The 20,671-nt window shown below is 67.1% G+C and carries 21 protein-coding genes and 1 tRNA gene; 6 read left to right on the top strand and 16 right to left on the bottom strand.

Translation table 11 applies throughout. The annotated features are described in order from the left end of the window. Positions 1-14 precede the first annotated feature (14 nt). The 5 genes from UU9_RS16990 to UU9_RS16970 form a co-directional block, all read right to left on the bottom strand. Complete coding sequence (locus UU9_RS16990) at positions 15-980, bottom strand: ribose-phosphate diphosphokinase (protein ID WP_050982479.1); 966 nt, start codon at positions 978-980, stop codon at positions 15-17. Between the two features lie 27 nt (positions 981-1,007). Then, positions 1,008-1,084 (bottom strand) — tRNA-Gln (locus UU9_RS16985). Between the two features lie 43 nt (positions 1,085-1,127). Next, positions 1,128-2,504 (bottom strand): 4-(cytidine 5'-diphospho)-2-C-methyl-D-erythritol kinase, encoded by a 1,377-nt coding sequence (gene ispE, locus UU9_RS18605; RefSeq protein WP_007083003.1) that lies wholly within the window; start codon positions 2,502-2,504, stop codon positions 1,128-1,130. 53 nt (positions 2,505-2,557) lie between these two features. After that, a complete protein-coding gene (gene lolB, locus UU9_RS16975; RefSeq protein ID WP_007083002.1) occupies positions 2,558-3,160 on the bottom strand; it encodes a lipoprotein insertase outer membrane protein LolB in 603 nt (200 codons plus the stop codon). Further along, on the bottom strand, positions 3,157-4,809 hold the full coding sequence (locus UU9_RS16970; protein WP_007083001.1) for a tetratricopeptide repeat protein: 1,653 nt from the start codon (positions 4,807-4,809) through the stop codon (positions 3,157-3,159). Before UU9_RS16970 ends, lolB begins: the two co-directional genes overlap by 4 nt. Positions 4,810-5,003: 194 nt before the next feature. Here UU9_RS16970 and hemA point away from each other — a divergent pair, with 194 nt between their 5' ends. Both hemA and prfA read left to right on the top strand, forming a co-directional pair. Next, a complete protein-coding gene (gene hemA / locus UU9_RS16965) occupies positions 5,004-6,278 on the top strand; it encodes a glutamyl-tRNA reductase (protein ID WP_007083000.1) in 1,275 nt (424 codons plus the stop codon). Between the two features lie 108 nt (positions 6,279-6,386). Further along, positions 6,387-7,466, top strand: coding sequence for a peptide chain release factor 1 (gene prfA / locus UU9_RS16960; protein ID WP_007082999.1), 1,080 nt, complete (start codon positions 6,387-6,389; stop codon positions 7,464-7,466). A gap of 116 nt (positions 7,467-7,582) precedes the next feature. Here prfA and UU9_RS16955 read toward each other — a convergent pair whose 3' ends face one another. From UU9_RS16955 to UU9_RS16945, 3 genes are read right to left on the bottom strand one after another with little or no spacing between them, the layout of a single operon-like run. Further along, on the bottom strand, positions 7,583-7,849 hold the full coding sequence (locus UU9_RS16955; protein ID WP_007082998.1) for an acylphosphatase: 267 nt from the start codon (positions 7,847-7,849) through the stop codon (positions 7,583-7,585). 13 nt (positions 7,850-7,862) lie between these two features. Beyond that, on the bottom strand, positions 7,863-8,351 hold the full coding sequence (locus tag UU9_RS16950) for a TlpA family protein disulfide reductase (protein ID WP_007082997.1): 489 nt from the start codon (positions 8,349-8,351) through the stop codon (positions 7,863-7,865). Continuing rightward, positions 8,348-9,631, bottom strand: coding sequence for a YihY family inner membrane protein (locus UU9_RS16945; RefSeq protein ID WP_007082996.1), 1,284 nt, complete (start codon positions 9,629-9,631; stop codon positions 8,348-8,350). Before UU9_RS16945 ends, UU9_RS16950 begins: the two co-directional genes overlap by 4 nt. Before the next feature lie 153 nt (positions 9,632-9,784). Between UU9_RS16945 and wrbA the strand changes: the two genes are divergently transcribed. Then, positions 9,785-10,387, top strand: a complete 603-nt coding sequence (gene wrbA, locus UU9_RS16940) for an NAD(P)H:quinone oxidoreductase (protein WP_007082995.1) — start codon at positions 9,785-9,787, stop codon at positions 10,385-10,387. Beyond that, positions 10,384-10,734 carry a DUF2069 domain-containing protein gene (locus UU9_RS16935; protein ID WP_007082994.1) on the top strand — a complete coding sequence of 117 codons (351 nt, stop codon included), beginning with the start codon at positions 10,384-10,386 and terminating at the stop codon, positions 10,732-10,734. Before wrbA ends, UU9_RS16935 begins: the two co-directional genes overlap by 4 nt. Before the next feature lies 1 nt (position 10,735). Here the strand turns inward: UU9_RS16935 and UU9_RS16930 are convergent, their stop codons facing one another. Continuing rightward, entirely contained in the window at positions 10,736-12,343 is a 1,608-nt protein-coding gene (locus UU9_RS16930) for a hypothetical protein (RefSeq protein ID WP_007082993.1), read from the bottom strand. After that, the gene (locus tag UU9_RS16925) at positions 12,343-13,293 is read right to left on the bottom strand and encodes a glycosyltransferase family 2 protein (RefSeq protein ID WP_007082992.1); all 951 of its coding nucleotides are present in this window, start codon (positions 13,291-13,293) and stop codon (positions 12,343-12,345) included. Before UU9_RS16925 ends, UU9_RS16930 begins: the two co-directional genes overlap by 1 nt. A 90-nt stretch (positions 13,294-13,383) precedes the next feature. On the opposite strand from UU9_RS16925, the gene UU9_RS16920 reads away from it, so the two are divergent. Both UU9_RS16920 and UU9_RS16915 read left to right on the top strand, forming a co-directional pair. After that, positions 13,384-15,024 (top strand): acyl-CoA dehydrogenase family protein, encoded by a 1,641-nt coding sequence (locus tag UU9_RS16920; RefSeq protein WP_007082991.1) that lies wholly within the window; start codon positions 13,384-13,386, stop codon positions 15,022-15,024. Positions 15,025-15,106: 82 nt separating this feature from the next. Next, complete coding sequence (locus UU9_RS16915; RefSeq protein WP_007082990.1) at positions 15,107-15,601, top strand: asparaginase domain-containing protein; 495 nt, start codon at positions 15,107-15,109, stop codon at positions 15,599-15,601. Between the two features lie 50 nt (positions 15,602-15,651). On the opposite strand, the gene UU9_RS16910 is transcribed toward UU9_RS16915, so the two are convergent. The 6 genes from UU9_RS16910 to UU9_RS16890 all read right to left on the bottom strand — a co-directional run bounded on the left by UU9_RS16910 (position 15,652) and on the right by UU9_RS16890 (position 20,660). Continuing rightward, positions 15,652-16,923, bottom strand: coding sequence for a threonine/serine exporter family protein (locus UU9_RS16910; protein ID WP_007082989.1), 1,272 nt, complete (start codon positions 16,921-16,923; stop codon positions 15,652-15,654). After that, entirely contained in the window at positions 16,920-17,381 is a 462-nt protein-coding gene (locus UU9_RS16905) for an NfeD family protein (RefSeq protein WP_007082988.1), read from the bottom strand. The genes UU9_RS16910 and UU9_RS16905 overlap by 4 nt, the downstream gene beginning before the upstream one ends. A 21-nt stretch (positions 17,382-17,402) precedes the next feature. Next, the gene (locus UU9_RS17675) at positions 17,403-17,780 is read right to left on the bottom strand and encodes an endonuclease domain-containing protein (protein WP_007082987.1); all 378 of its coding nucleotides are present in this window, start codon (positions 17,778-17,780) and stop codon (positions 17,403-17,405) included. A gap of 67 nt (positions 17,781-17,847) precedes the next feature. After that, the gene (locus UU9_RS16900) at positions 17,848-18,792 is read right to left on the bottom strand and encodes an SPFH domain-containing protein (protein ID WP_007082986.1); all 945 of its coding nucleotides are present in this window, start codon (positions 18,790-18,792) and stop codon (positions 17,848-17,850) included. A 61-nt stretch (positions 18,793-18,853) separates the two neighbouring features. After that, the gene (locus tag UU9_RS16895; protein ID WP_007082985.1) at positions 18,854-20,236 is read right to left on the bottom strand and encodes a sensor histidine kinase; all 1,383 of its coding nucleotides are present in this window, start codon (positions 20,234-20,236) and stop codon (positions 18,854-18,856) included. 97 nt (positions 20,237-20,333) lie between these two features. Next, the gene (locus UU9_RS16890) at positions 20,334-20,660 is read right to left on the bottom strand and encodes a hypothetical protein (protein WP_040671306.1); all 327 of its coding nucleotides are present in this window, start codon (positions 20,658-20,660) and stop codon (positions 20,334-20,336) included. Between the last annotated feature and the right edge of the window lie 11 nt (positions 20,661-20,671).

Genomic DNA, 20,671 nt, shown 5'->3' with positions numbered 1-20,671 from the left:
CCGAATCCCGTCTCTCAATCTACATACAACGAACTCACCGACTCGCCGTAGGCGATGCGGCGAATGGTTTCGGCCAGCAGTTCGGCGACGGACAGCTGGCGGATCTTGCCGCAGGCCTGCACTTCGGCACGCAGCGGCAAGGTGTTGGTGACGATGAGCTGGTCGAGCTGGGAGTTCTCGATGTTGCTGACCGCCGCGCCCGACAGCACCGGGTGCACGCAGTAGGCGATCACCTTGCGGGCGCCACGCTCCTTCAGGGCGGCGGCGGCCGCGCACAAGGTGCCGGCGGTGTCCACGATGTCGTCGACCATCACGCAGGTCTTGCCTTCCACGTCGCCGATGATGTTCATCACCGTGGAGACGTTGGCGCGCGGACGGCGCTTGTCGATGATCGCCAGATCCGCGTCGTCCAGCCGCTTGGCAATGGCCCGCGCACGCACCACGCCGCCCACGTCCGGGCTCACCACGATCAGGTCGTCCGTGGCGTGGTTGCGCCAGATGTCGGCCAGCAGCACCGGCGAGGCGTAGACGTTGTCCACCGGGATGTCGAAGAAACCCTGGATCTGGTCGGCATGCAGATCCACCGTGAGCAGGCGATCCACGCCAGCGGCGCTGACCATCTTGGCAGCCAGCTTGGCGGTGATCGGCACCCGCGCCGAGCGCGGCCGGCGATCCTGCCGTGCATAGCCGAAATACGGCATCACCGCGGTGACGCTGGTGGCCGAGGCCCGCTTGAGTGCGTCGGTGAGCGCCAGCAGCTCGAACAGGTTTTCCGCGCTCGGCGCGCCTGTGGGCTGGATGACGAAAACCTCCTGCCGGCGGACGTTCTCCTCGATCTCGATCTGCACTTCGCCGTCGCTGAAGGTGCCTACCAGCGCCTTGCCCAAGGGCACACCCAGGCGCTGGGCGACGTTCTCGGACAGTGCGCGGTGCGCATTGCCGGAAAAAAGCAGCATCGGGGTGGACGTATCCACAGTCATTACCTCAGAACCAATGGCCATCATGAATGGCTGGGGCGGCAGGATTCGAACCTGCGCATGCGGGAATCAAAATCCCGTGCCTTAACCAGCTTGGCGACGCCCCAGAAGTTTTAGTTTTCGTTCGTGCTTTGGTTCGATCCATGCGGCTCACGGCGCGCCGCAATGGCGCGCCAGGGCCTGGTTCAGCGGTGACACGTCGACACCTGCGGCCACTTGTGCCGAAAATGCCGCCGGGCAACGACGCGCAATCGCCACCGCCCGATCGAGTGATTTCGTCTCCAGGAACAGGCAACCACCGCTACCGGAAAGTCGCGCCTCGCCGAAGCCCGCCAACCAGTCCAGCGCCGTGGCCACCCGCGGGTGTCGCGCTCGCACAACTGTCGTGAAGGCGTTCTCCGACGTTTCGCCGGAAACAAAGGATGAAATTGTCGCCCGCGGCGCATTTCGTGTCAATTCGGGCGCCTGGAAAAGCGCCGCCGTCGGTACCGATTCGTGCGGGTCAAGCACCACATGGTAGCGCCGCGGCAACGCCAGCGGCGTGAGTTTCTCGCCGACGCCTTCGGCCCACGCCGACCTGCCCCGCACGAAAACCGGCACGTCGGCGCCCAACTGGCGGCCCAGCTCGGCCAGCGCATCGATGTCGAGGTGGCGTCCCCACAGGTGGTTGAGCGCCACCAGCACGGTGGCCGCATCGGAACTGCCGCCACCCAGGCCGCCACCCATGGGAATGCGTTTTTTCACCGCGATGTCGACGCCCAGGCCGCCATCGGCTTGCAGCAGGCGCGCGGCGCGGGTCACCAGATCCTGTTCGGCCGGCACGCCGGGCGTGTCGCTCAGCCGGCGTATCCCGCCATCGCCACGGACGCGAAGGCGTATCTCATCGCCCCAGTCGAGCAGCCGAAATACCGTCTGCAGCTCATGGTAGCCATCGTCGCGCCGGCCCACGATGCGCAGGAACAGGTTGAGCTTGGCCGGCGCCGGCCAGACCGTCCAATCGCCCGCGGCCAGCGGCGGCAGATGACGGCTCATGAACTGGCGCAGGTGCTCGGGGAAACCGTTGTCACGATCACGCTGGTGGGCCAGGGCGAAGGTCGGATCGTTCTTGTCGACCGCCACGAAGCCATGCCTGGCGTAGAACGGCGCGTTCCACGGCACATCGGCCAGGGTACCCAGGTCGACCCGGCGATAGCCGGCCGCGCGCGCCCAGTCGCAGGCATGTTCCAGCATCGCCGCGCCAATGCCACGGCGGCCGTGCGACGGCAGTACGTCGAGCTCGGCAATGCCGATCGCGCCCTCGCCCACGTCGGTATCCAGCCATACGAAACCCACCGGCTCGTCCGACGTGTCCAGCGCCACCCATACCAGGCCGCGGCTGATCGCCAGATGCAGCAACGGGGGCGGAATGACCATCGCCGCATACGACGGCCAGGCCGGGTGGCCGCGGAACAGCTGCACCGCCTTGCGCTCGATCTCGCACAGCGCGTCGACGTCAGCGGCGCGGGCACGCACGATCCGGCAGCTCATGTCGTGGCGGCCGGATCGAGGATGGGGTGTAGCGTCATCGCCGCGAACCGCACTCAGGGGAGTTGCCACGATTCGATCACCAGTTTCACCTTGTACGGCGGTTTCGTCGCGTACAGCTTTTTCGGCAGTGGCGGCTGGCGGCTGGTATCCCACTCGCGATAATCCACGCTCCAACCATCCTGCAGCAGCGTGGCCGGAAGCCGGTCCTCGCCGAAAGTGAGCTCCGCGGGGCCGCTGTCGGCGCGCAGCCCCAGCACCCAGGCGCGCAGGTCGCGCAGTGGCACATCCCAACCCAGCGCCCGGTGCATCAGCGATTCGGCGTCGCGGCCGCGGATCGGCCCGCCATCCAGGCCTTCCATCAGCGCACCATGGCCGTCACCGCTGAGGCGGAAGCTCTTGCCGGTGACGGGTGCGCGCAACACGAATTCGTAGTGGTCGCCATCCTGGCTCCAGCTGAAACTTCCGCTGCCGCCGTCACTGCCGTTGGATACGCCAAGCCGCCCTTGCAGCACCCAGCGATCGACCGGCGCCAGCACCCGTTCGCGTGCCTGCTGGGCGGCCAGCAGGCTGGCGTCGCCTTTCATGCGCACGGCGGGCACGCAGGCGGTCAGCAGCAACGGCAACACCAACAGGGCATGCCGCAACAGGCGCTTCACGGCTGCAGCCTTTTCAGGGTCTCGCGCAGCAAACTGCTGTGCGGGTCGAGCTTGCGTACTTCGTCGAACAATTTCTTCGCTTCCTGTTGCCGACCCTGTTTCCACAACACCTCGGCCAGATGCACGCCCACGTCGGTGTCCTTGCGCGACTGCCACGCGCCGCGCAGAACCTCGGCCGCCTTGTCGAGGTGACCCAGCCGATATTGCAACCAACCCCAGGAGTCGGCGATCGCCGGGTCCTGCGGCTTGGCGGCACGGGCGGCGCGCAGCAGTTTTTCGGCCTGCGGCAGATCGCGGTCGGCATCGGCCAAGGTGTAGCCCAGCGCATTGCTGGCGTCGATGTCATCGGGCTTGATTTTCAGCAGGTGCTCGAAATCCTTCACCGCCTGATCCACCTTGCCCGCCTCGGCATAGGCCAGCCCGCGCCCGTACAACAGGCCGGGATCGTTCGGCACCACCTGCAAGGCGCGGTTGAACGCCGCTTCGGCCAGCGTGAAGTGCTGCTCGCGCATGTAGAGCTCGGCGTCCACCTGATAGGCCTGTCGCAGTTGATCGGGCTGATCGAGGTAACTCATCTGCAATTGGCTGAGCAGCTCGTGGGCCTGGGCGCTGTGGCCTTGCGATTGCAGGATGACCGCGGTGCGCAGGTCGGCGTCGAACGCGTGCGGGTCGTCATCGGCCACCTGGTCGTACCAGGTCAATGCCTCGGCATCGCGGCGCTGCATCTGCGCCAGTTGCCCGAGCAGGTAGGCGTTGTGCCGGCGCACGTCGGGCGAAGCCTTCTGCAACTGCTGGTACAACGCCGCTATCGCCTTGTCATCGTCGGCCCGCGCGGCCAGCGACGCGCGCAGGGCGTAGGTGTCGGCATCCTGCGGGCCGCGGTCGAGCACCCGCAAGGCGGCGGCATTGTCGCCGGCCTGGCTCAACATGCCGGCATAGCCCATGCGTAGCGCGGTGCTTTCCGGATGACGCGCAACGGCCTGGCGCAGCAGCGCCTGCGCCGCCGCATGGTCGCCCTGGCGGAACGTCATCTGCGCCGCCCAGGCGTAGGTTTCGGGGCTTTTGAAACGCTCCATCGCCGCCTGGGCGATCTGCATGGCGTAAGCGTGGCGGCCCAGCTTGTCGCCCAGTTCGCTCATCGCCAGCCACGCCCTGGGGTCGGCTGGCAAACGTTGCGCCGTGGCCAGCTTTTCCAGCAGGCGGCCCGCCTGGGCCTGGTCGCGGGCAGCCAGCAAGACGCGGCCGAGCTGACGCCAGGCGTCCTTGTCACCGCTGTCCAGCAAACGCTGCAACTGACGGGCCGCCTCGTCGCCGTCGCCGCGGTCCAGCGCCAGTTGCGCGCGTCCCGCAGCCAGCGCGGCAGGCTCGGCACCCAGCGACTGCCACCGGTCCAGCGCGCGCTGCGCGGCGGCGTCATCGTGCACCGCGGTGGCCAGGCCGGCGGCGCGTTCGGCCACTTCGGGCTCGTCGCTCAGCAGCATGGCTTTGCCGAAGAATCCGGCCGCACCGGCGAGGTCGGTGCGGTTCAGCGCCATCTCGCCGGCCAGCAGTTGGGCCAGCAGATCGTGGTCGGCGTCGGGCGTCGCCACCACCAGGTGCGTCAACGGCTGCGCGGGCGCCGTTGCGGTGGTGGCCGGCCGCGACGCCATCGAGGCGCACCCACCCAGCCCCAGCGCCAATGCCGAGACTGCCGTAAAATGCCGCAGTTGCTTGAACTTGACCGCCCTGCTCCGCACACTGTTCACCGTTTGTTTGACCGTTTCGCCGTATTCGCCTCATACACGGCAGCATGTATCAAGCTTAGCCTACGCTGCCGTCATTCCCGCCCGGATCCCCTCCGAAAATGCCGCTGATCGCCCTCGGGCTCAATCACCTCACCGCGCCGGTCAGCCTGCGCGAGCGCGTGGCGTTCGACCCGGACGCCGCCGCGGCAGCCGTGCGCGCGCTGCGTGGCGAGCCGGGCGTGGAAGAGGCATTGATCCTGTCCACCTGCAACCGCACCGAGTTGTATGTGGGCGTGGCGGCCGGCGCCGAGGGTATCCCGCAGCAATGGCTGAATCGCCACCACCATCTGACGCCGGGCAAGCTGGACGAGTTCCTGTATCGGCATGATGAACAGGATGCGGTGCGGCACATGTTCCGCGTCGCCACCGGGCTGGATTCGATGGTGCTGGGCGAGCCGCAGATCCTGGGCCAGGTGAAGGATGCCTACCAGCAGGCCCGCGCCGCGCAGGCACTGGGTGCGCCGCTGGACCGCCTGCTGCAGCACACCTTCGCCGTGGCCAAGCGGGTACGCACCGACACCCGCATCGGCGCGCACACGGTGTCGGTGGCGTTCACCGCAGTACGCCTGGCCGAGCAGGTCTTTGCGGACCTGAAAGAAGCCTGCGTGCTGCTGATCGGCGCCGGCGACACCATCGAACTGGCCGCACGGCACCTGGCCGACAAGCAGGCGCGCCGGCTGATCGTGGCCAACCGCACGCTGGAAACCGCACAGGAACTGGCTGCCCGCCATGGCGGCTACGCGGTGGCGCTGGCCGACCTGCCGCAGCACCTGGCCGAAGCCGACATCGTGATCTCCTCCACCGCCGCGCGCACGCCGATCGTCACCCGCGCCATGGTCGAACAGGCGATGGCCACGCGGCGGCGCAAGCCGATGTTCATGGTCGACATCGCCGTACCGCGCGACATCGAGGCCAGCGTGGCCGAGTTGTCCGATGTCTATCTCTACGGCATCGACGACCTGCAGCAGGTGATCGACGAAAACCGCCGCTCGCGCCAGGCTGCCGCCCGCGAGGCGGACGCCATCATCGACCTGCAGGTGGATCGCTACATGGCCTGGCGCCGTGCGCTCACCGTGCACAATCCGGCGCTGGACATCCGCCAGCACGCGGAAACCTACCGCGACGAAGTGCTGGAAAAAGCCCGCGCCATGATCGCCCACGGCAAGCCGGCAGACGAAGCGCTGGCCTTTCTCGCCAACACGCTGACCAACAAGCTGCTGCATCACCCCAGCGCGCGCCTGCGCGAGGCGGCGCTCAGCGGCGACATGGATCTGTTGCACGCGGCGGGCCGGCTGTACGGGCTGGACGACGACGCGAACACCCCCAACTTGTAGGAGCGACTTCAGTCGCGATGCTTTTGCTTTGGAGCCTCAGAGCAGAAGCATCGCGACTGAAGTCGCTCCCACTATTCAGCCCCGCCATCAGGGTAAACATTCCGGCCCATGACCCCATCGATCCGCCGCAAGCTCGAAGCACTGGCCGAGCGTCACGAGGAAATCGGCCTGTTGCTGGCCCAGCCCGACGTGCACGCCGACAACGCCCGCTTCCGCGCGCTGTCGCAGGAATACGCCCAGCTCGAACCAGTCGCCGCGTCGCTGCACGAACACGACCAGGCCGAACACGAGTTGGCCGACGCGCGGGCCATGCTGGACGACGCCGAACTGCGCGAGATGGCCGCCGACGACGTGCGCCGGCTGGAGCAACGCCTGCGGGAACTGGACGACGAGCTGCAGATCCTGCTGCTGCCCAAGGACCCGCGCGACGACGCCAGCCTGTATCTCGAAGTGCGCGCCGGCACCGGCGGTGACGAGGCCGCGATTTTTGCCGGCGACCTGTTGCGCATGTATCTGCGCTTTGCGGAAAGCCGCCGCTGGCAGGTGGAAATCCTCAGCGAGCATGCGGGCGAGCACGGCGGCTACAAGGAAGTGGTGGCGCGCATCGAAGGCAAGGGTGCGTATTCGCAACTGAAGTTCGAATCGGGCACGCACCGCGTGCAGCGCGTGCCGGAAACCGAATCACAGGGGCGCATCCACACCTCGGCCGCCACGGTGGCCATCATGCCGGTGCCCGACGAGATCGACGAGATCGAGATCAACCCGGCTGACCTGAAAACCGACACCTTCCGCGCGTCCGGCGCCGGCGGCCAGCACGTCAACAAGACCGACTCGGCCATCCGCATCACCCACATCCCCACCGGTACCGTGGTGGAATGCCAGGACGAGCGCAGTCAGCACAAGAACCGCGCCCGCGCGCTCAGCCTGCTGAAGGCGCGGCTGCTGGACGTCGAGCGCAGCAAGCAGAGTGAGGAACGCTCCGAGGCGCGGCGCCTACAGGTGGGCTCCGGCGACCGCAGCCAGCGCATCCGCACCTACAACTACCCGCAGGGCCGCATTACCGACCACCGCATCAACCTCACGCTCTATCGCTTGCCTGAAATCGTGCAGGGGGATCTGGGGGAGTTGATCGATGCGTTGAATCGGGAGTACCAGGCTGATCAGTTGCAGGCGCTGGGCGGCGGGTAGAGAGCAGATCAAGAGCGAACCCCCTCCCAGCCTCCCCCTGCGAGCAGGGGGAGGAGCAAAGCGCTCTGCTGTGCTCCCTCCCCTGCTTGCAGGGGAGGGTTGGGGAGGGGTGCTCTTCAACCGATCTGAAAACCCCGCAACCCCTGCTCCGGCAAATCCTCACGACCGACCGTCGCCACCGCGGCCATCGGCGGCCCTTTCCGCAACCAGCGCTCCAGCGCATCGAGCGCCTGCGCCGACCCGCTGGCCAGCACCTCGACGCTGCCATCGCGCCGATTTTCCGCATGCCCGGAAACACCAAGCGCCAGCGCCTGCTCGCGGGTGCTGGCGCGATAAAACACGCCCTGCACCTTGCCAATGACAACGAACCGCGCGGTCGGCATCACGGCGTGCCCATCACGGCTGGCCGATCAACTTGGCCAGCGAGGCTTCGGTCACCGGCCCCACGATGTGCGTGGCCACCTTGCCATCCGGGCTGATCAGGTAGGTGGTGGGCAGCCCGCGCGGCTGGTCGAAATCCTTCAGCGGCTTGTCCAGCGTCACCTGCGCAATCGGATACACCACCGGCCGCTTCGCCAGGAACGCCTTGATGTCGGCTGGATCGCTGTCTTCGTACGCCAGCCCGATCGCGCGGACATTCGGGTGCGCCGCCACGAAGCGCGAGATGTCCGGCATCTCCTTGATGCACGGCACGCACCAGGTGGCCCAGAAATTCACGATGACCCACTTGCCGCGCTGTGCGGAAAGATCAAACGTCTTGCCCTGCAGCGTGGTCACCTGAAGCGTGGGCTGCGCGGGCATGGCCGACCATACGGGCGCGGCAAAGGCCAGCATCACGACGGATATGGCCGTCCATACGGCGGGACGGGAAAAGCGGAAAGTCATGCGTTCGGTTCCTCAATGGCGGGCACATCGGCAGGCGCATCGGCGTCCTGCGGATAGATCTGGTCCAGCCGCGTGCCCAGCGCGGCATGCAGGGTATCGGCCATCACGTCCAGCAATTCAAGCAACGTCCTGGGCAACTCGATGCCCAATGCGGCCGCTTCCTCAGCCGGGCGCAACGGCAGGCGGTAATGGGTTTTGTTGTAGACGCGCAGCAGGTCCGTGCTGTCCAGGCTGCGGCAGAGCAGCCAGCCTGCCTCGCCACGGGTGATCAGGTCGGCACGTTGCAGGTCGTCGAAATAGGCGGCGATGGCGGCGCTGCGCAGATACGGCTCGCACAACCGCACCTGTGCCGGGTCCACCCGCGAGCCATCGCGCTGGGCTTCGATGAAATGGCGCAACACCACCAGCAGCCCCAGGAATTCCGCGCCCTCGGGCAGCGTCGTGGCCGGCGCGTGATATTCGTACGCCGACAGCGACGCGGCGATGGACGCCGCCAGTATCACGATCACCCACGACAGGTAGATCCACAGCAGGAAGATGGGAATCGTGGCCAGCACCCCATAGATCTGCTGGTAGGTGTGCGCATTGCGCACGAACAACGTGAAGCCCCAGCGGGCGACCTCGAACAGCACCGCGCCCAGCAGCGCGCCGATCGCCGCATCACGGCGCGACACGCGGCAGTTGGGGATCACCGAATACATCAGCCACAACGTCACGAACGTCACCACGAACGGCAGCACCACCAGGAACCGCTCGGCGATGCTGGTGCCCAGGTCGTAGGCGCCGTGCAGCAACGGCATCGCCGTGACATACGAGGTGGCGGCAATGCCGCCGACCACCAGGATCGGTCCCAGCGTCAACGCGGCCCAATACAGCAGCAGACGCGATCCCCATCCGCGCGGCTGGCGCACGCGCCAGATGCGATCGAGCCGATCCTCGATGCTGATCATCATCGACACCGCGCTGAACAGCATCACCAAAATGCTGATGCCGGTGAGCTTGCTGGCGTTGGCCGCGAAACCCAGCATGGTGTTACGCACCGCCTCGCCCGCCGCCGGCACGAAATTGTTGAACACGAACGTGATCAGCGTATCGCGTGCGGGCTGGAATACCGGAAACACCGAGAACATCGCGAACACCGCCACCATCAGCGGCACCAGCGACACCAGCGTGGTGTACGACAGCGCGCCGGCCGTCTCGAAGCATTTGTCGTCGACAAAACGCTGCCAGATGAAGCGGCTGAAATTCGACGTGCGTTCGCGATTGAAGCGCAGGGCCATCATTCTTCCATCGTTGCGCCGGTGGGGCGGCATCGTCGCGACAACCTCGCGTGCGACATCGCGGCATGAACTCGCGCGGCATGCGCCGGTACACTAGCGTATCGCCCATGAACACCCAAAACACATGAATCGCCGACGCCGGAACCACCGCGCATGAGCCCGGACATCCTGGTGCTCTACTACAGCCGCTACGGCCACACCGCCCAACTGGCGCGCCTGATCGCCCGCGGCATCGAGGAAGTGCCCGGCATGCACGCGCGACTGCGTCAGGTGCCGCCGGTAGCGCCGGTGACGGAAGTGGCGCAGCCGCCCGAACCGGACGACGGCGCACCCTACGTGACCCGCGCCGACCTGGCCGACTGCACCGGCCTGGCGCTGGGCAGCCCCACCCGCTTCGGCAACATGGCCGCGCCGCTGAAATACTTCCTCGACTCCACCGGCGCCGAATGGGCCAGCGGCGCGCTGGTCGGCAAACCGGCGGCGGTTTTCACCTCCACCAGCACCATGCACGGCGGCCAGGAATCCACCTTGCTGACGATGGCCCTGCCGCTGCTGCATCACGGCATGCTGCTGCTGGGCCTGCCATTCACCGAAGCCGCGCTCAGCGCCACCCAGAGCGGCGGCACACCGTACGGCGCCAGCCACGTCGCCGGCGCCACGGGCGACAACCCGATCAGCGATCATGAACGCGAACTGGCGCGTGCTCTGGGCCGCCGCCTTGCCGACACCGCACGCAAACTGGCGGCCGGCGCATGAGCACCATGCCGCGTCTGCCGCAGGAACAGCGGCTGGGCCTGATCGCCTGGGCGGCGCTGACGGTGCTGCAGCCGGTGTGGCATGCCTGGCTGTTTCCCGCGCAAACCGTGCCGGTCTGGCTGGTGCTGGCGATCACCACCGTGCCCCTGTTGCTGCCGCTGCTGGCGATCCGCGACGTGCGCCGCGCCTTGCTGTGGGTGGGCATCCTCAGCCTGTTTTATTTCTGCCATGGCGTGTCGGAAGCATGGAGCGCCGCCGACCAACGCTGGCTGGCCATCGTCGAGATCGTCTTGACCGTGCTGCTGATCGGCCTGCTGGGCGCCGGCGTGAAACGCAAGGCGCGCTGAACTAGTCGGACATCAGCCGGCAGATGCGCAGGTTACCGGAAGCGTCCTTGCCGTTGCGCCGTTGCTCCAGCCCGCTCCGCACCGGCGCGCAATCGCTGATGCGGGCGCCGGGCAGATACCGTTGCAGCAGCGGCAGATCCTCATCGGCGTCGTCGCGCAGCAGGGCGTACACCGCGCCGGCATGGGCCGCGATCCGCTCCTGGATCAACGCATCGAACCGGAAGCCGAGCGCGGATCGGGTGAACCAGCTCAATCCGATATACCGGTTGTCCTGCGCATGCGGCAGAAACGGAATCACGTACGCATCCGGCTGCCCCACCACCAGCACCAGGCTGCCGCGCTCGACCGCCGGCGGCCGCACGTCGAACGCGACGTCCCCATACGGCACATGCCCCCAGCCCGGATAGCGACTGAACCCGGCCAGCAGCAGAAAGGCGCCAGCCATCGCCCACACCAGCCAACTCCGCGGCGCCGCGTCTGCCGGCGCGAACCACTGCAACGCTGCCAGCAGCAACAAGCCCGAGAGCAACTCCAGCGGCACCGCATAACGCAGGATCGAAAACAGACACAGCCACGACACGTACGCCGTGGCCACAAACACCAACAACAACCGTATCGACCGATCCATTGGCAGCGGCTGGCGCCGCAGCAGCCACAGCAACGTCACCAGCGCCAGCGTCGACAACCCCGCCAGCGCATAACGCGCATCGGCGAAGTTCACCTCGGTGACGATGTGCTGGTTCTTTCCCAGCCAATAGAGCGGGTAAAACAGCCACTGACCCAGATCGCGCGGCAGATATTGCCGATCGGTGCCGCCCAACGCCGGCACCCACGCCGAGTGGAACACCTGGTTGAACAGCGGAAAGATCGGGTTGCCGGTGAGTTCGTAAAGCTGCCAACCCCACCAGCCGTACGCCGCAACGAAACCGGCCAGCGCACCGACGCCGAACAGTGTTGCCAGCCGCCACGCCTCGCGCCGCATCCCCAACGCCAGCAACAGGCCCAGCGCCAGGGCCGGCGCATACACCACCGCGGTGGGTTTCAAACCCGCAGCCAGGCCGCTCAGCAGACCGGCCAGCAGCGCGCGCCGCCACGGCTGCGACAGCGGCGTGTCGGCGCACAACGGCAACAGCACGTACAGGCTCGACAAGATGAACAAGGCCAGCGGCAACTCATTGAAGCTTGAACCGGTCTGGGAAACCGTCATCGTTCCGGTCACGCCGATCAGCACCGCCCACACATCGGCCCAGCCAAACGTGCGCCCGCGCAACCCCGCCAGCCGGATCGCCACCCGAAACAGCATGAAGACCAGGCCGCCGTACCACAGCCCCTGCACGCCGGCGAGCAGCCGCGGCCCATGCTGCAACGGGCCCGTGCCCAGCAGGAAATACGGCACGTCCAGCAAGGGATTGAAAAAGCTCTGCAGGCCCGCCGGCGCCAGATCCAGCGCCAACCGCCCGTGCAGCCAGGCCCAGGCGTTGTAGAGGTGGTAGTTCTTCAGGTCCCAGTTGGCGTCCTGGCCGCGCAGTACCGACAGCAGCGCACCGAACGACAGGCACGCCAGCAAGGCGCGCACGCCCAGGAATTTCCGCGCATCCAGCGCCCGCATCAGCGCGGATCACTCGCGCTCGGGAGTCCCGGCTGGTTGAGGTACGCCAGATACTTCTGCTCGCGCCGGCCCAGCGTCACCGTGTCCAGCACCAACCCGCAAACCAGGAACACGCCGCCGAGCAGGCACAGCGACGCGCTCAGGATCGCGGTGGGGAATCGCGGCACCAGGCCGGTGGCCAGATAGGTTTCGAACAGCGGCAGCGACAGGACCACCGCCAGCAACACGCACAAGGCGCAGGCCACCGAGAAGAACGCCAGCGGCCGGCCGTTCTTGGCCAGCTTCACGATGGTCAGGAAAATGCGCCAGCCATCGCGCCAGGTGTTGAGCTTGCTGTGCGAACCCTCCGGTCGCGCGCTGTAGCGGCTGGGCATCTCCGCCACCGGCATGCGCAATTCCAGCGCGTGGATTGCCAGCTCGGTCTCCGTCTCGAAACCCTGCGCGTGGGCCGGAAACGACTTCACGTAACGCCGCGACATCACCCGGTAGCCGGACAGCATGTCGGTGAACGTGCGGCCGAATATCCAGCCGACCAGGCCCGTCAGCAAACGGTTGCCCCATTGATGGCCGGCGCGATAAGCCTGCGCGTGATCGCTGGATCGGCTGGCCACCACCAGATCCAGGCGCTCGTCGCACAGGCGCTGGATCATCGCGGGCGCATCGCCGGCGTCATAGGTGGCGTCGCCGTCCACCATCACGAAGACGTCCGCATCGATATCGGCAAACATGCGCCGCACCACGTGGCCCTTGCCCTGCAACCGTTCCCGCCGCACCTCGGCGCCGGCCTCGCGGGCGATGCGCGCGGTGTCGTCGGTCGAGTTGTTGTCGTACACCACGATCCGTGCCTGCGGCAGGCTGGCGGCAAACGCGCGCACCACGGAGGCAATCGCCACCGCCTCGTTGAAACACGGAATCAACACCGCCACACGCGGTACCGTCACTGGGGTCATGGGGCTGGCACGCCTCGATGGAAACGCGCCTATTCTAGTCGTCTGGCGAACGGTTCCACGTCCAACCCTGGTCACCTAGGGAGAACACCCATGGGATTCCTGCAAGAAGGTCCGCAACTGGCGCATCCGTGGCGCAGCGATCGATGGCTGCACGCCCTGCTCGATCGCGTGCTGCCAGCCGAACGCCGCGCGGCGCTGGATGCCGACCTCGCCGCTCTCGGCGACTACGCGCAGATGACATGGCAACGCGCCAGCGAAAGCACCCGACGCAAACCGGTACTGACCCAGTGGGACGCGTGGGGCCGCCGCGTCGACCGGATCGAACTGACCACGGCATGGCTGGAAGGCCCGCACCTGACGACGCGGCACGCGGTGCTCGCCGCCGGCCATGCGCCGGGCGAATACGCGCGGCTGGAGGAGTTCGCCCGCGTCTACCTGTATCACGTGGCCAGCGAGTTCTACACCTGCCCGCTGGCGATGACCGACGGCGCCGCCACCGCGATCAAAGCCTCCGGCAACGCGGCGTTGATCGAGCGCGCGCTGCCGCATTTCCTCAGCCGCGATCCGGCGCACTTCTGGCTCAGCGGCCAATGGATGACCGAGAACATCGGCGGCTCCGACGTCAGCCGCAGCGAAACCGTGGCGCGCCGCGATGGCGATGGCCAGTGGCGGCTGCATGGCCGCAAATGGTTCAGCTCGGCGGTGGTCGGCGAGGCGGCGCTGGCGCTGGCACGGCCCGAAGGCACCGGCGAAGGCAACGCCGCGCTGGCGCTGTTCTACGTGGAAACGATGGATGGCCCACGGCGCAAACCCGAGCTGATCATCGACCGGCTGAAGGACAAACTGGGCACGCAGGAACTGCCCACCGCGGAAATCCATCTCGACGGCCTGCCCGCCTGGCCCGTGGGCAAACTGGCCCACGGCGTGCGCCAGGTGGCGCCGATGCTCAATGTCACCCGCACCTGGAATGCCGTCTGCGCGGTGGCCAGCATGGCCCGCGCAATCAGCCTGGCGCGCGATTACGCCACGCGGCGGCAGGCGTTTGGCCGCCCCTTGATCGAGCAGCCGCTGCACGCGCGGACGCTGGCCGACATGCAGGCCGAATTCGAGGCCGCCTTTGCGCTGGCGTTCGAAGTGGCGCATCTGCTGGGCCGGGTCGAGAGCGGCAGCGCGACCGCGCATGAAGCGGCGCTGCTGCGCCTGCTCACGCCATTGGCGAAATTGTGGACGGGAAAACTGGCGGTAAAGCTGTGCTCCGAAGCGCTGGAAAGTTTCGGCGGCGCCGGCTATATCGAGGACACCGGCCTGCCGCAGTTGCTGCGCGACGCGCAGGTGTATCCCATCTGGGAAGGCACCACCAATGTGCTTTCGCTGGACAGTTTGCGGGCGCTGGCCGGTGACGGATTGGCGGCGCTGCGGCTGGCGATCGACGGCTGGCTGGTCGCCAGCGATGATGCAACGGCCGCGGCCGTCATCACCGGCGCGCTGGATGGGGCCGCCGCGCAGCTCGATCGGCATGGTGCTGATCGTGCGTCGCTCGAAGCGGGCGCGCGCGGGTTGGCTTTCACTCTCGCCCGTTGCGCGGCGGCCGCGTTGCTGGCGCGTCAGGCCACGTGGTCGGCGCGCAGCGGCGAGCGGCGGCCGGGGGCGGCGTTGCGCCGGTTCGTCAGCCACGGGCTTGATCGGTTGACGGTGGCGGATGCGGAGGACACGGGTTTGTTGCTGGGGTGAAGAGCATCGCGGCTGAAGCCGCTGCCACAGGGTGATGCGGTGGGCGGGCTAAAATGCGCCATTCCCTCTACTGGCCCAGCCCATGCAGCATCTGACCATCGTCACCACCGGTGGCACCATCGACAAGATCTATTTCGACGACAAGTCGGACTACAAGATCGGCGCGCCACAGATCGGCGACATCCTGAGCCAGCTGGGCGTGGGCTTCCAGTTCGACGTGATCCCCATCCTGCGCAAGGACAGCCTGCACATGGCCGCGGAGGACCGCGCCCTGGTGCGTTCCACCATCGAGGCGCAGCCGCATCGGCACGTGCTGGTGACGCACGGCACCGACACCATGGTCGACACCGCCAAGGCGCTGGCCGGCATCAAGGGCAAGGTGATCGTGCTGACCGGCGCGCTCAACCCGGCCCGTTTCCAGGGCTCGGATGCGGTGTTCAACATCGGCTGCGCCGTGGCCGCGGTGCAGACCCTGCCCGATGGCGTCTACATCACCATGAACGGCCGCGTGTGGGACCCGGCCAAGGTGCGCAAGAACCGCGACGCCAACCGCTTCGAGGAAGCGTCGGGCGCCTGAAAAGCCCGATATTTCCCTTCCCCCGCAAGCGGGGGAAGGAAGGCTTGGGGTTACAACGAGCGCCTTGGCGAAATCAGCAAATCGCCGAACATCAGGCCGGCCACGATCGACACCAGCAGGGTCAGCAGCAGCATCGCGGTGTCCAGGCCCAGCGGCGTATCGCGCTCCAGCAGGAACGACATGCTGCGAAAACCCACGCTGCCCGGCACCAGCAGCAGGATGCCCGGCTCGCGGATCACGGCGCCGGGCTGGTGCGCAAAACGGGCGTACAGGTTGGAGAACGCGCCCAGCAGCAAGCCGCCCAGGAACACGCCGAACGGCGCCGCCGGCAGCGCGCCGGAAATCTCGCCGCCCCAGCGCGTGGCCAGGTAGCCCACGATCACCGCGCCGATCACCGCCGGCCAGTCGCGCAACGCGGCGCGAAACAGGATGGCAAACGCGACCGCGCCCACCAGCAGCGCCACGTAATCGGTCCAGGGCGGCAACGCAGGCAAGGCGTAGTCGCGCGCGTGGATGCCGGCGGCGGAGCAGAGCTGGGTGGCAGCCACGGTGCCGAACACCAGTTTCAGCAGCGTCGCCATGGCGCCGCCCATGCGCGCCATGCCGGAGACCAGGTTCTGGCTGGAAATCTCGCGCACCGCGTTGGTCAGCGACATGCCCGGCACCAGGATGATCAGGCCCGCCAGCACCACCGACTTGATCGCCAGCGGCACCACGAAGGCGCTCACCACGATCGCCACGGTAGTCGCCACCATCGCGCAGATCACGTCGCTGGCCACCGCCAGCCGCGGCCGCGTGCCGGCGAGTATCGCGATCCAGCCGATGATCACGCCGATCACCCCAGCGACCACCAGATCGACCCACGAACTGTGCAGGAACAGCGCCGCGATGGCGGCGGCGGACAAGCCGTAGCTGGCGATGGTGCCGGCCTGCTCCCACGGTGTATCGGGACGACCCAGCAGCCGCAACTGGCGAAAGCCTTCGCGCAGATCCAGCTCGCCCGCGATGGCGCGATCGGCGATGTCGTCGGCGCGGCACAGGCGCGCCAGGTTCACCTCGCCCGGCGCCAGCCGCATCACCTGCGTGGTCTGCGCCACGCCTTCCTCGCCCTGCGCCATGTCGGTGAACGAAATGATGATGGCGGTGGGACTGGACCACACGTCGGCCACCAGCTCCAGCCGCTGCGCCGCGCCGGAGATGGCCATTTCCAGCCGCGGCGCGGAGGTGCCGTATTGATGCAGTCGTCGCGCCAGTTCCACCAGGAAGGCAATGCGCGTGTTGAGCGCAATCGCGGCGAAAGGCTGGCTGACGACCGCACTCATGCCGCTGCGCGAACCTGCAGCGTGGTGCCCTGCACCGCTACCACTTCAACTGTGCTGCCGGCGGGCAGATCCGGCCCGCTGACCAGCCACTGGCCGTCGCCCACGCGGGCCTTGCCGCGGCCGTTGACGATCGCCTCGATCAGCTCGTAGCGCTGGCCGATCATCTGCTCGCCGCGACGGTTCAAGCGCTCATTACCCGGCTCGCTGCGCTCCAGCCGCGGCCGCAGGAGCTTCGCGTAAAGCACGCACGCCGCAAACGCCAGCACCCCAAACACGATTGCCTGCGCCAACATCCCCAGCGTCGGCGCCACCCACAGCACCACGCCCATCGCCGCGGCGGCGATGCCGATCCACAACAGGAAATACCCCGGCAACAACAATTCCCCCGCAATCAGCAGCAGGGCAAGAATCCACCACAGGTAATGCGTAGAAATGGCCTCGAACATGATGGTTTCCATGGGTTAGCTCCCCTCTCCCATTCATGGGAGAGGGGCTGGGGGAGAGGGCAGTCGTGCCGGGAAAGCCCGTTCATCGACGACCTGTCGTATGCGTTCCAACACGCTCTCCGTTTGATTCAACACATCGTGATTCCAGAAGCGCAACACGATGAAGCCCTGTGACGCCAGCCACCGGTCACGCCGCTGATCATAAGCAACATCATCGCCGTGTTGTCCGCCATCCACTTCGATGATGACGCCGCGTTCGAGGCAGATGAAGTCGACGATATAGGGACCCATCGGTTTTTGTCGCTTGAACTTCAGGCCCATGAAGCGATTCGCGCGCAGGTGGTACCAGAGGTGCTGTTCGGCTGGCGTTTGCTCTGAACGCATGGTTTTGGCGTTTGCGAGGTTGTCCATAACCTTCTCCGGCTTCTTGCCCTCTCCCCCGGCCCCTCTCCCGCAAGCGGGAGAGGGGAGCAGAGCATCAGCGTGCTGGTGGTTGCGCGACGACTTTCTGCTGCCCCAGCGATTCCTTCGCCAGCTCCGCAATACCGGCCAGCGAGCCCAGGATGCCGGTGGCCTCGATCGGCAGCAGCAGCATTTTCTGGTTGGGAGATTTGGCCATTTCCTTCAGCGCATCGACGTAGTTGTTGGCCACGAAGTAATTCAGCGCATTGACGTTGCCGCCCTCGATCGCGTCGGACACCATCGTGGTGGCCTTGGCTTCGGCCTCCGCCGAACGCTCACGCGCCTCGGCGATGCGGAACGCGGCTTCCTTCTCGCCCTCGGCGGCCAGGATCACCGACTGCTTCTCGCCCTCGGCCTTCAGGATGGCCGCCTGGCGGAAGCCCTCGGCGTCGAGGATGTTGGCGCGCTTCTCGCGCTCGGCCTTCATCTGCCGCGCCATCGCGTCGATCAGGTCGCGCGGCGGGGCGATGTCCTTGATCTCGATGCGGTTGACCTTCACGCCCCACGGGTGGGTGGCCTCATCCACCACGCGCAGCAGCTTGGCGTTGATGGCGTCGCGCTGGCTGAGGCTTTCGTCCAGATCCATCGAGCCCAGCACGGTGCGGATGTTGGTCATGATCAGCGCCAGCGTGGCCTGCTCCAGGTTGGAGACTTCGTACGCCGCCTTGGACGCGTCCAGCACCTGATAGAACACCACGCCGTCCACGCCCACCACGGCGTTGTCCTTGGTGATGACGTCCTGCGAGGGCACGTCCAGCACCTGTTCCATCATGTTGATCTTGCGTCCGACCGCCTGGTAGATCGGGATCAGGAAATGCAGCCCCGGGGTGAGCGTGCGGGTGTATTTGCCGAAGGTTTCCACGGTCCATTCGTAGCCTTGCGGCACGATGCGCACCAGCTTGACGATGCCGACCACCACCAGAAAAACAATGACCAGCGCCAGCAGTTGTCCCAATCCCATGACGTAAGCTCCATCCCCTGAAGAAGCCTTGAGTATAGGCGAGCGCCATGGGCCGCGGCGGTTATCTCGGCGTGGCCTGCGGCAACAGCAAGGTCACCCGCAAACCGCCGCCTTCGCGGTTGGCCAGCAGCACCCGGCCGCCGTGCGCCTCGGTGATTTCGCGCGCCAGCGCCAGGCCCAGGCCGGTGCCCGCGCGCTTGGTCGAATAGAACGGCAGCAGCGCCTGCGCCAGTACGGTTTCGCTCATGCCGGGGCCGCGATCGGCCACCTCGATGCGCAGGTCGCGGCCGGCCTGCGTGATGGAGAGCGACACCTCGTCCTCGTCGCCGCCGGCTTCGTGGGCGTTCTTGATCAGGTTGATCAGCACCTGCTCGATCTGCACCGCGTCGAAGATGCCCGGCCGCTCCGGCGCTTCCGCCAGCAATCGAAAGCGGCAGTGCAAGGCCAGTGCATCAAGAAAGGGCGGCCACTCCACCGGCGCCAGCCGCGGCGCCGGCAACTTGGCGAAGCTGGCGTAGCCGGCGATGAAACCGTGCAGATGGTTCGCGCGCTCGCCGATGGTGGCGAACACGCCCGGCAGCCGCGCCACATCGCCGCGACGGGCCAGCTCGGCGCCCGAGTGCGCCAGCGAGGAAATCGGCGCCAGCGAATTGTTCAACTCGTGGCTGATCACCCGGATCACCCGCTTCCAGGTCGCCACTTCCTGCCGCGACAGCTCGCGCGTCATGCGGCGGAACAACTGCAGCCGGTGGGGTCGCCCCTGCAACCGGAACGCGCGCTGGGAAAGGTGGAAGGTTTCCTCGCCGCCATCCATCTCCACGCTGAGCAGGGCATCCTCGCCGCTTTCCACCGCTTGGCGCAGCGCGTCGGGGCCGGCGGCCAGCAATTGCGAGAAATCCATCCCCTGCAGGCTGCGGCCGTTGTTGAACAGGTGGCGCGAGGCGATGTTGGCGTACGCCACGCGGCCGATCGCATCGGTCAGCACCAGCGCCACCGGCGTGTTCTGCACCACGGTGTCCAGCAGCAGTTCGCGCTGCACCAGGTGCTGGCGCTGCTCACGCAGGGTCTGGCCCAGCGCGTTGTGCATGCGGATCAACTGGCCCAGTTCATCGCGCCGGCTCGCGGCGATGGAGAAGCTGAAATCGCCGTCGCGGTAACTGGCCACCGCGCCTTCCAGTGCGCGCAGCAGGCGGCTCACCGGCGCCATCACCACGCCGGCCAGCCAGAGCGCCAGCGGCAGCAGCACCACCAGGCTGATCAGCACGCCGCCATAGACACCGGCCGACGACGCATGCGTCGAAAACGCCTCCTGGGTCCGCAGCCAGTGCAGTACCTGCGGCACGGGCCAGCGGCTGACGCCGGCGTAGATCAACGCCCCCGCCACGCCCGCCACCACCAGCAGGATGGTCAGCCGCATCCGCAGCGAGGTCAGCCAGCGCCACATGGCGAACTCCATCTTGTGGGAGCGACTTCAGTCGCGATGCTTCTGCCTGGCCCGAAAGGCATCGAGACTGAAGTCGCTCCCACAGAGATCACACCCCTCAATGGCACTTGGCATCCATCGGCGTCTGCGCGCAATCGAGCGGTGGGCGGCCGTCGGTCCAGGGCAGGCCCAGGCCCAGCACCACGTTGCGGTCGTTCGGTCGCGGCGGCGGCTGGCCTACCGGACCGCGCGGGCGATGGTCGTCGAACTCGAACGGACCGGGTGGCGGCGCGTCGACCCGCGGCGAGCCGACCCGGTAGTCGATGGCCGGCGACTCCGTTGACGGAATCGTCCACTTTTGCCCGATGGATGGTTGGGTCACAGCGGCCTGGGCGACCAGCGCGCCCAGCAACAGTGCCGGCAGCGGTGCCATTACGTATCGCATGACAGTTCTCC

This window comes from Rhodanobacter fulvus Jip2, assembly GCF_000264315.1.
GTDB classification, from domain to species: Bacteria; Pseudomonadota; Gammaproteobacteria; order Xanthomonadales; family Rhodanobacteraceae; genus Rhodanobacter; species Rhodanobacter fulvus.
The sequence above is the reverse complement of the archived record's forward strand: the minus strand, read 5'-3'. Positions and strand labels throughout refer to the sequence as shown.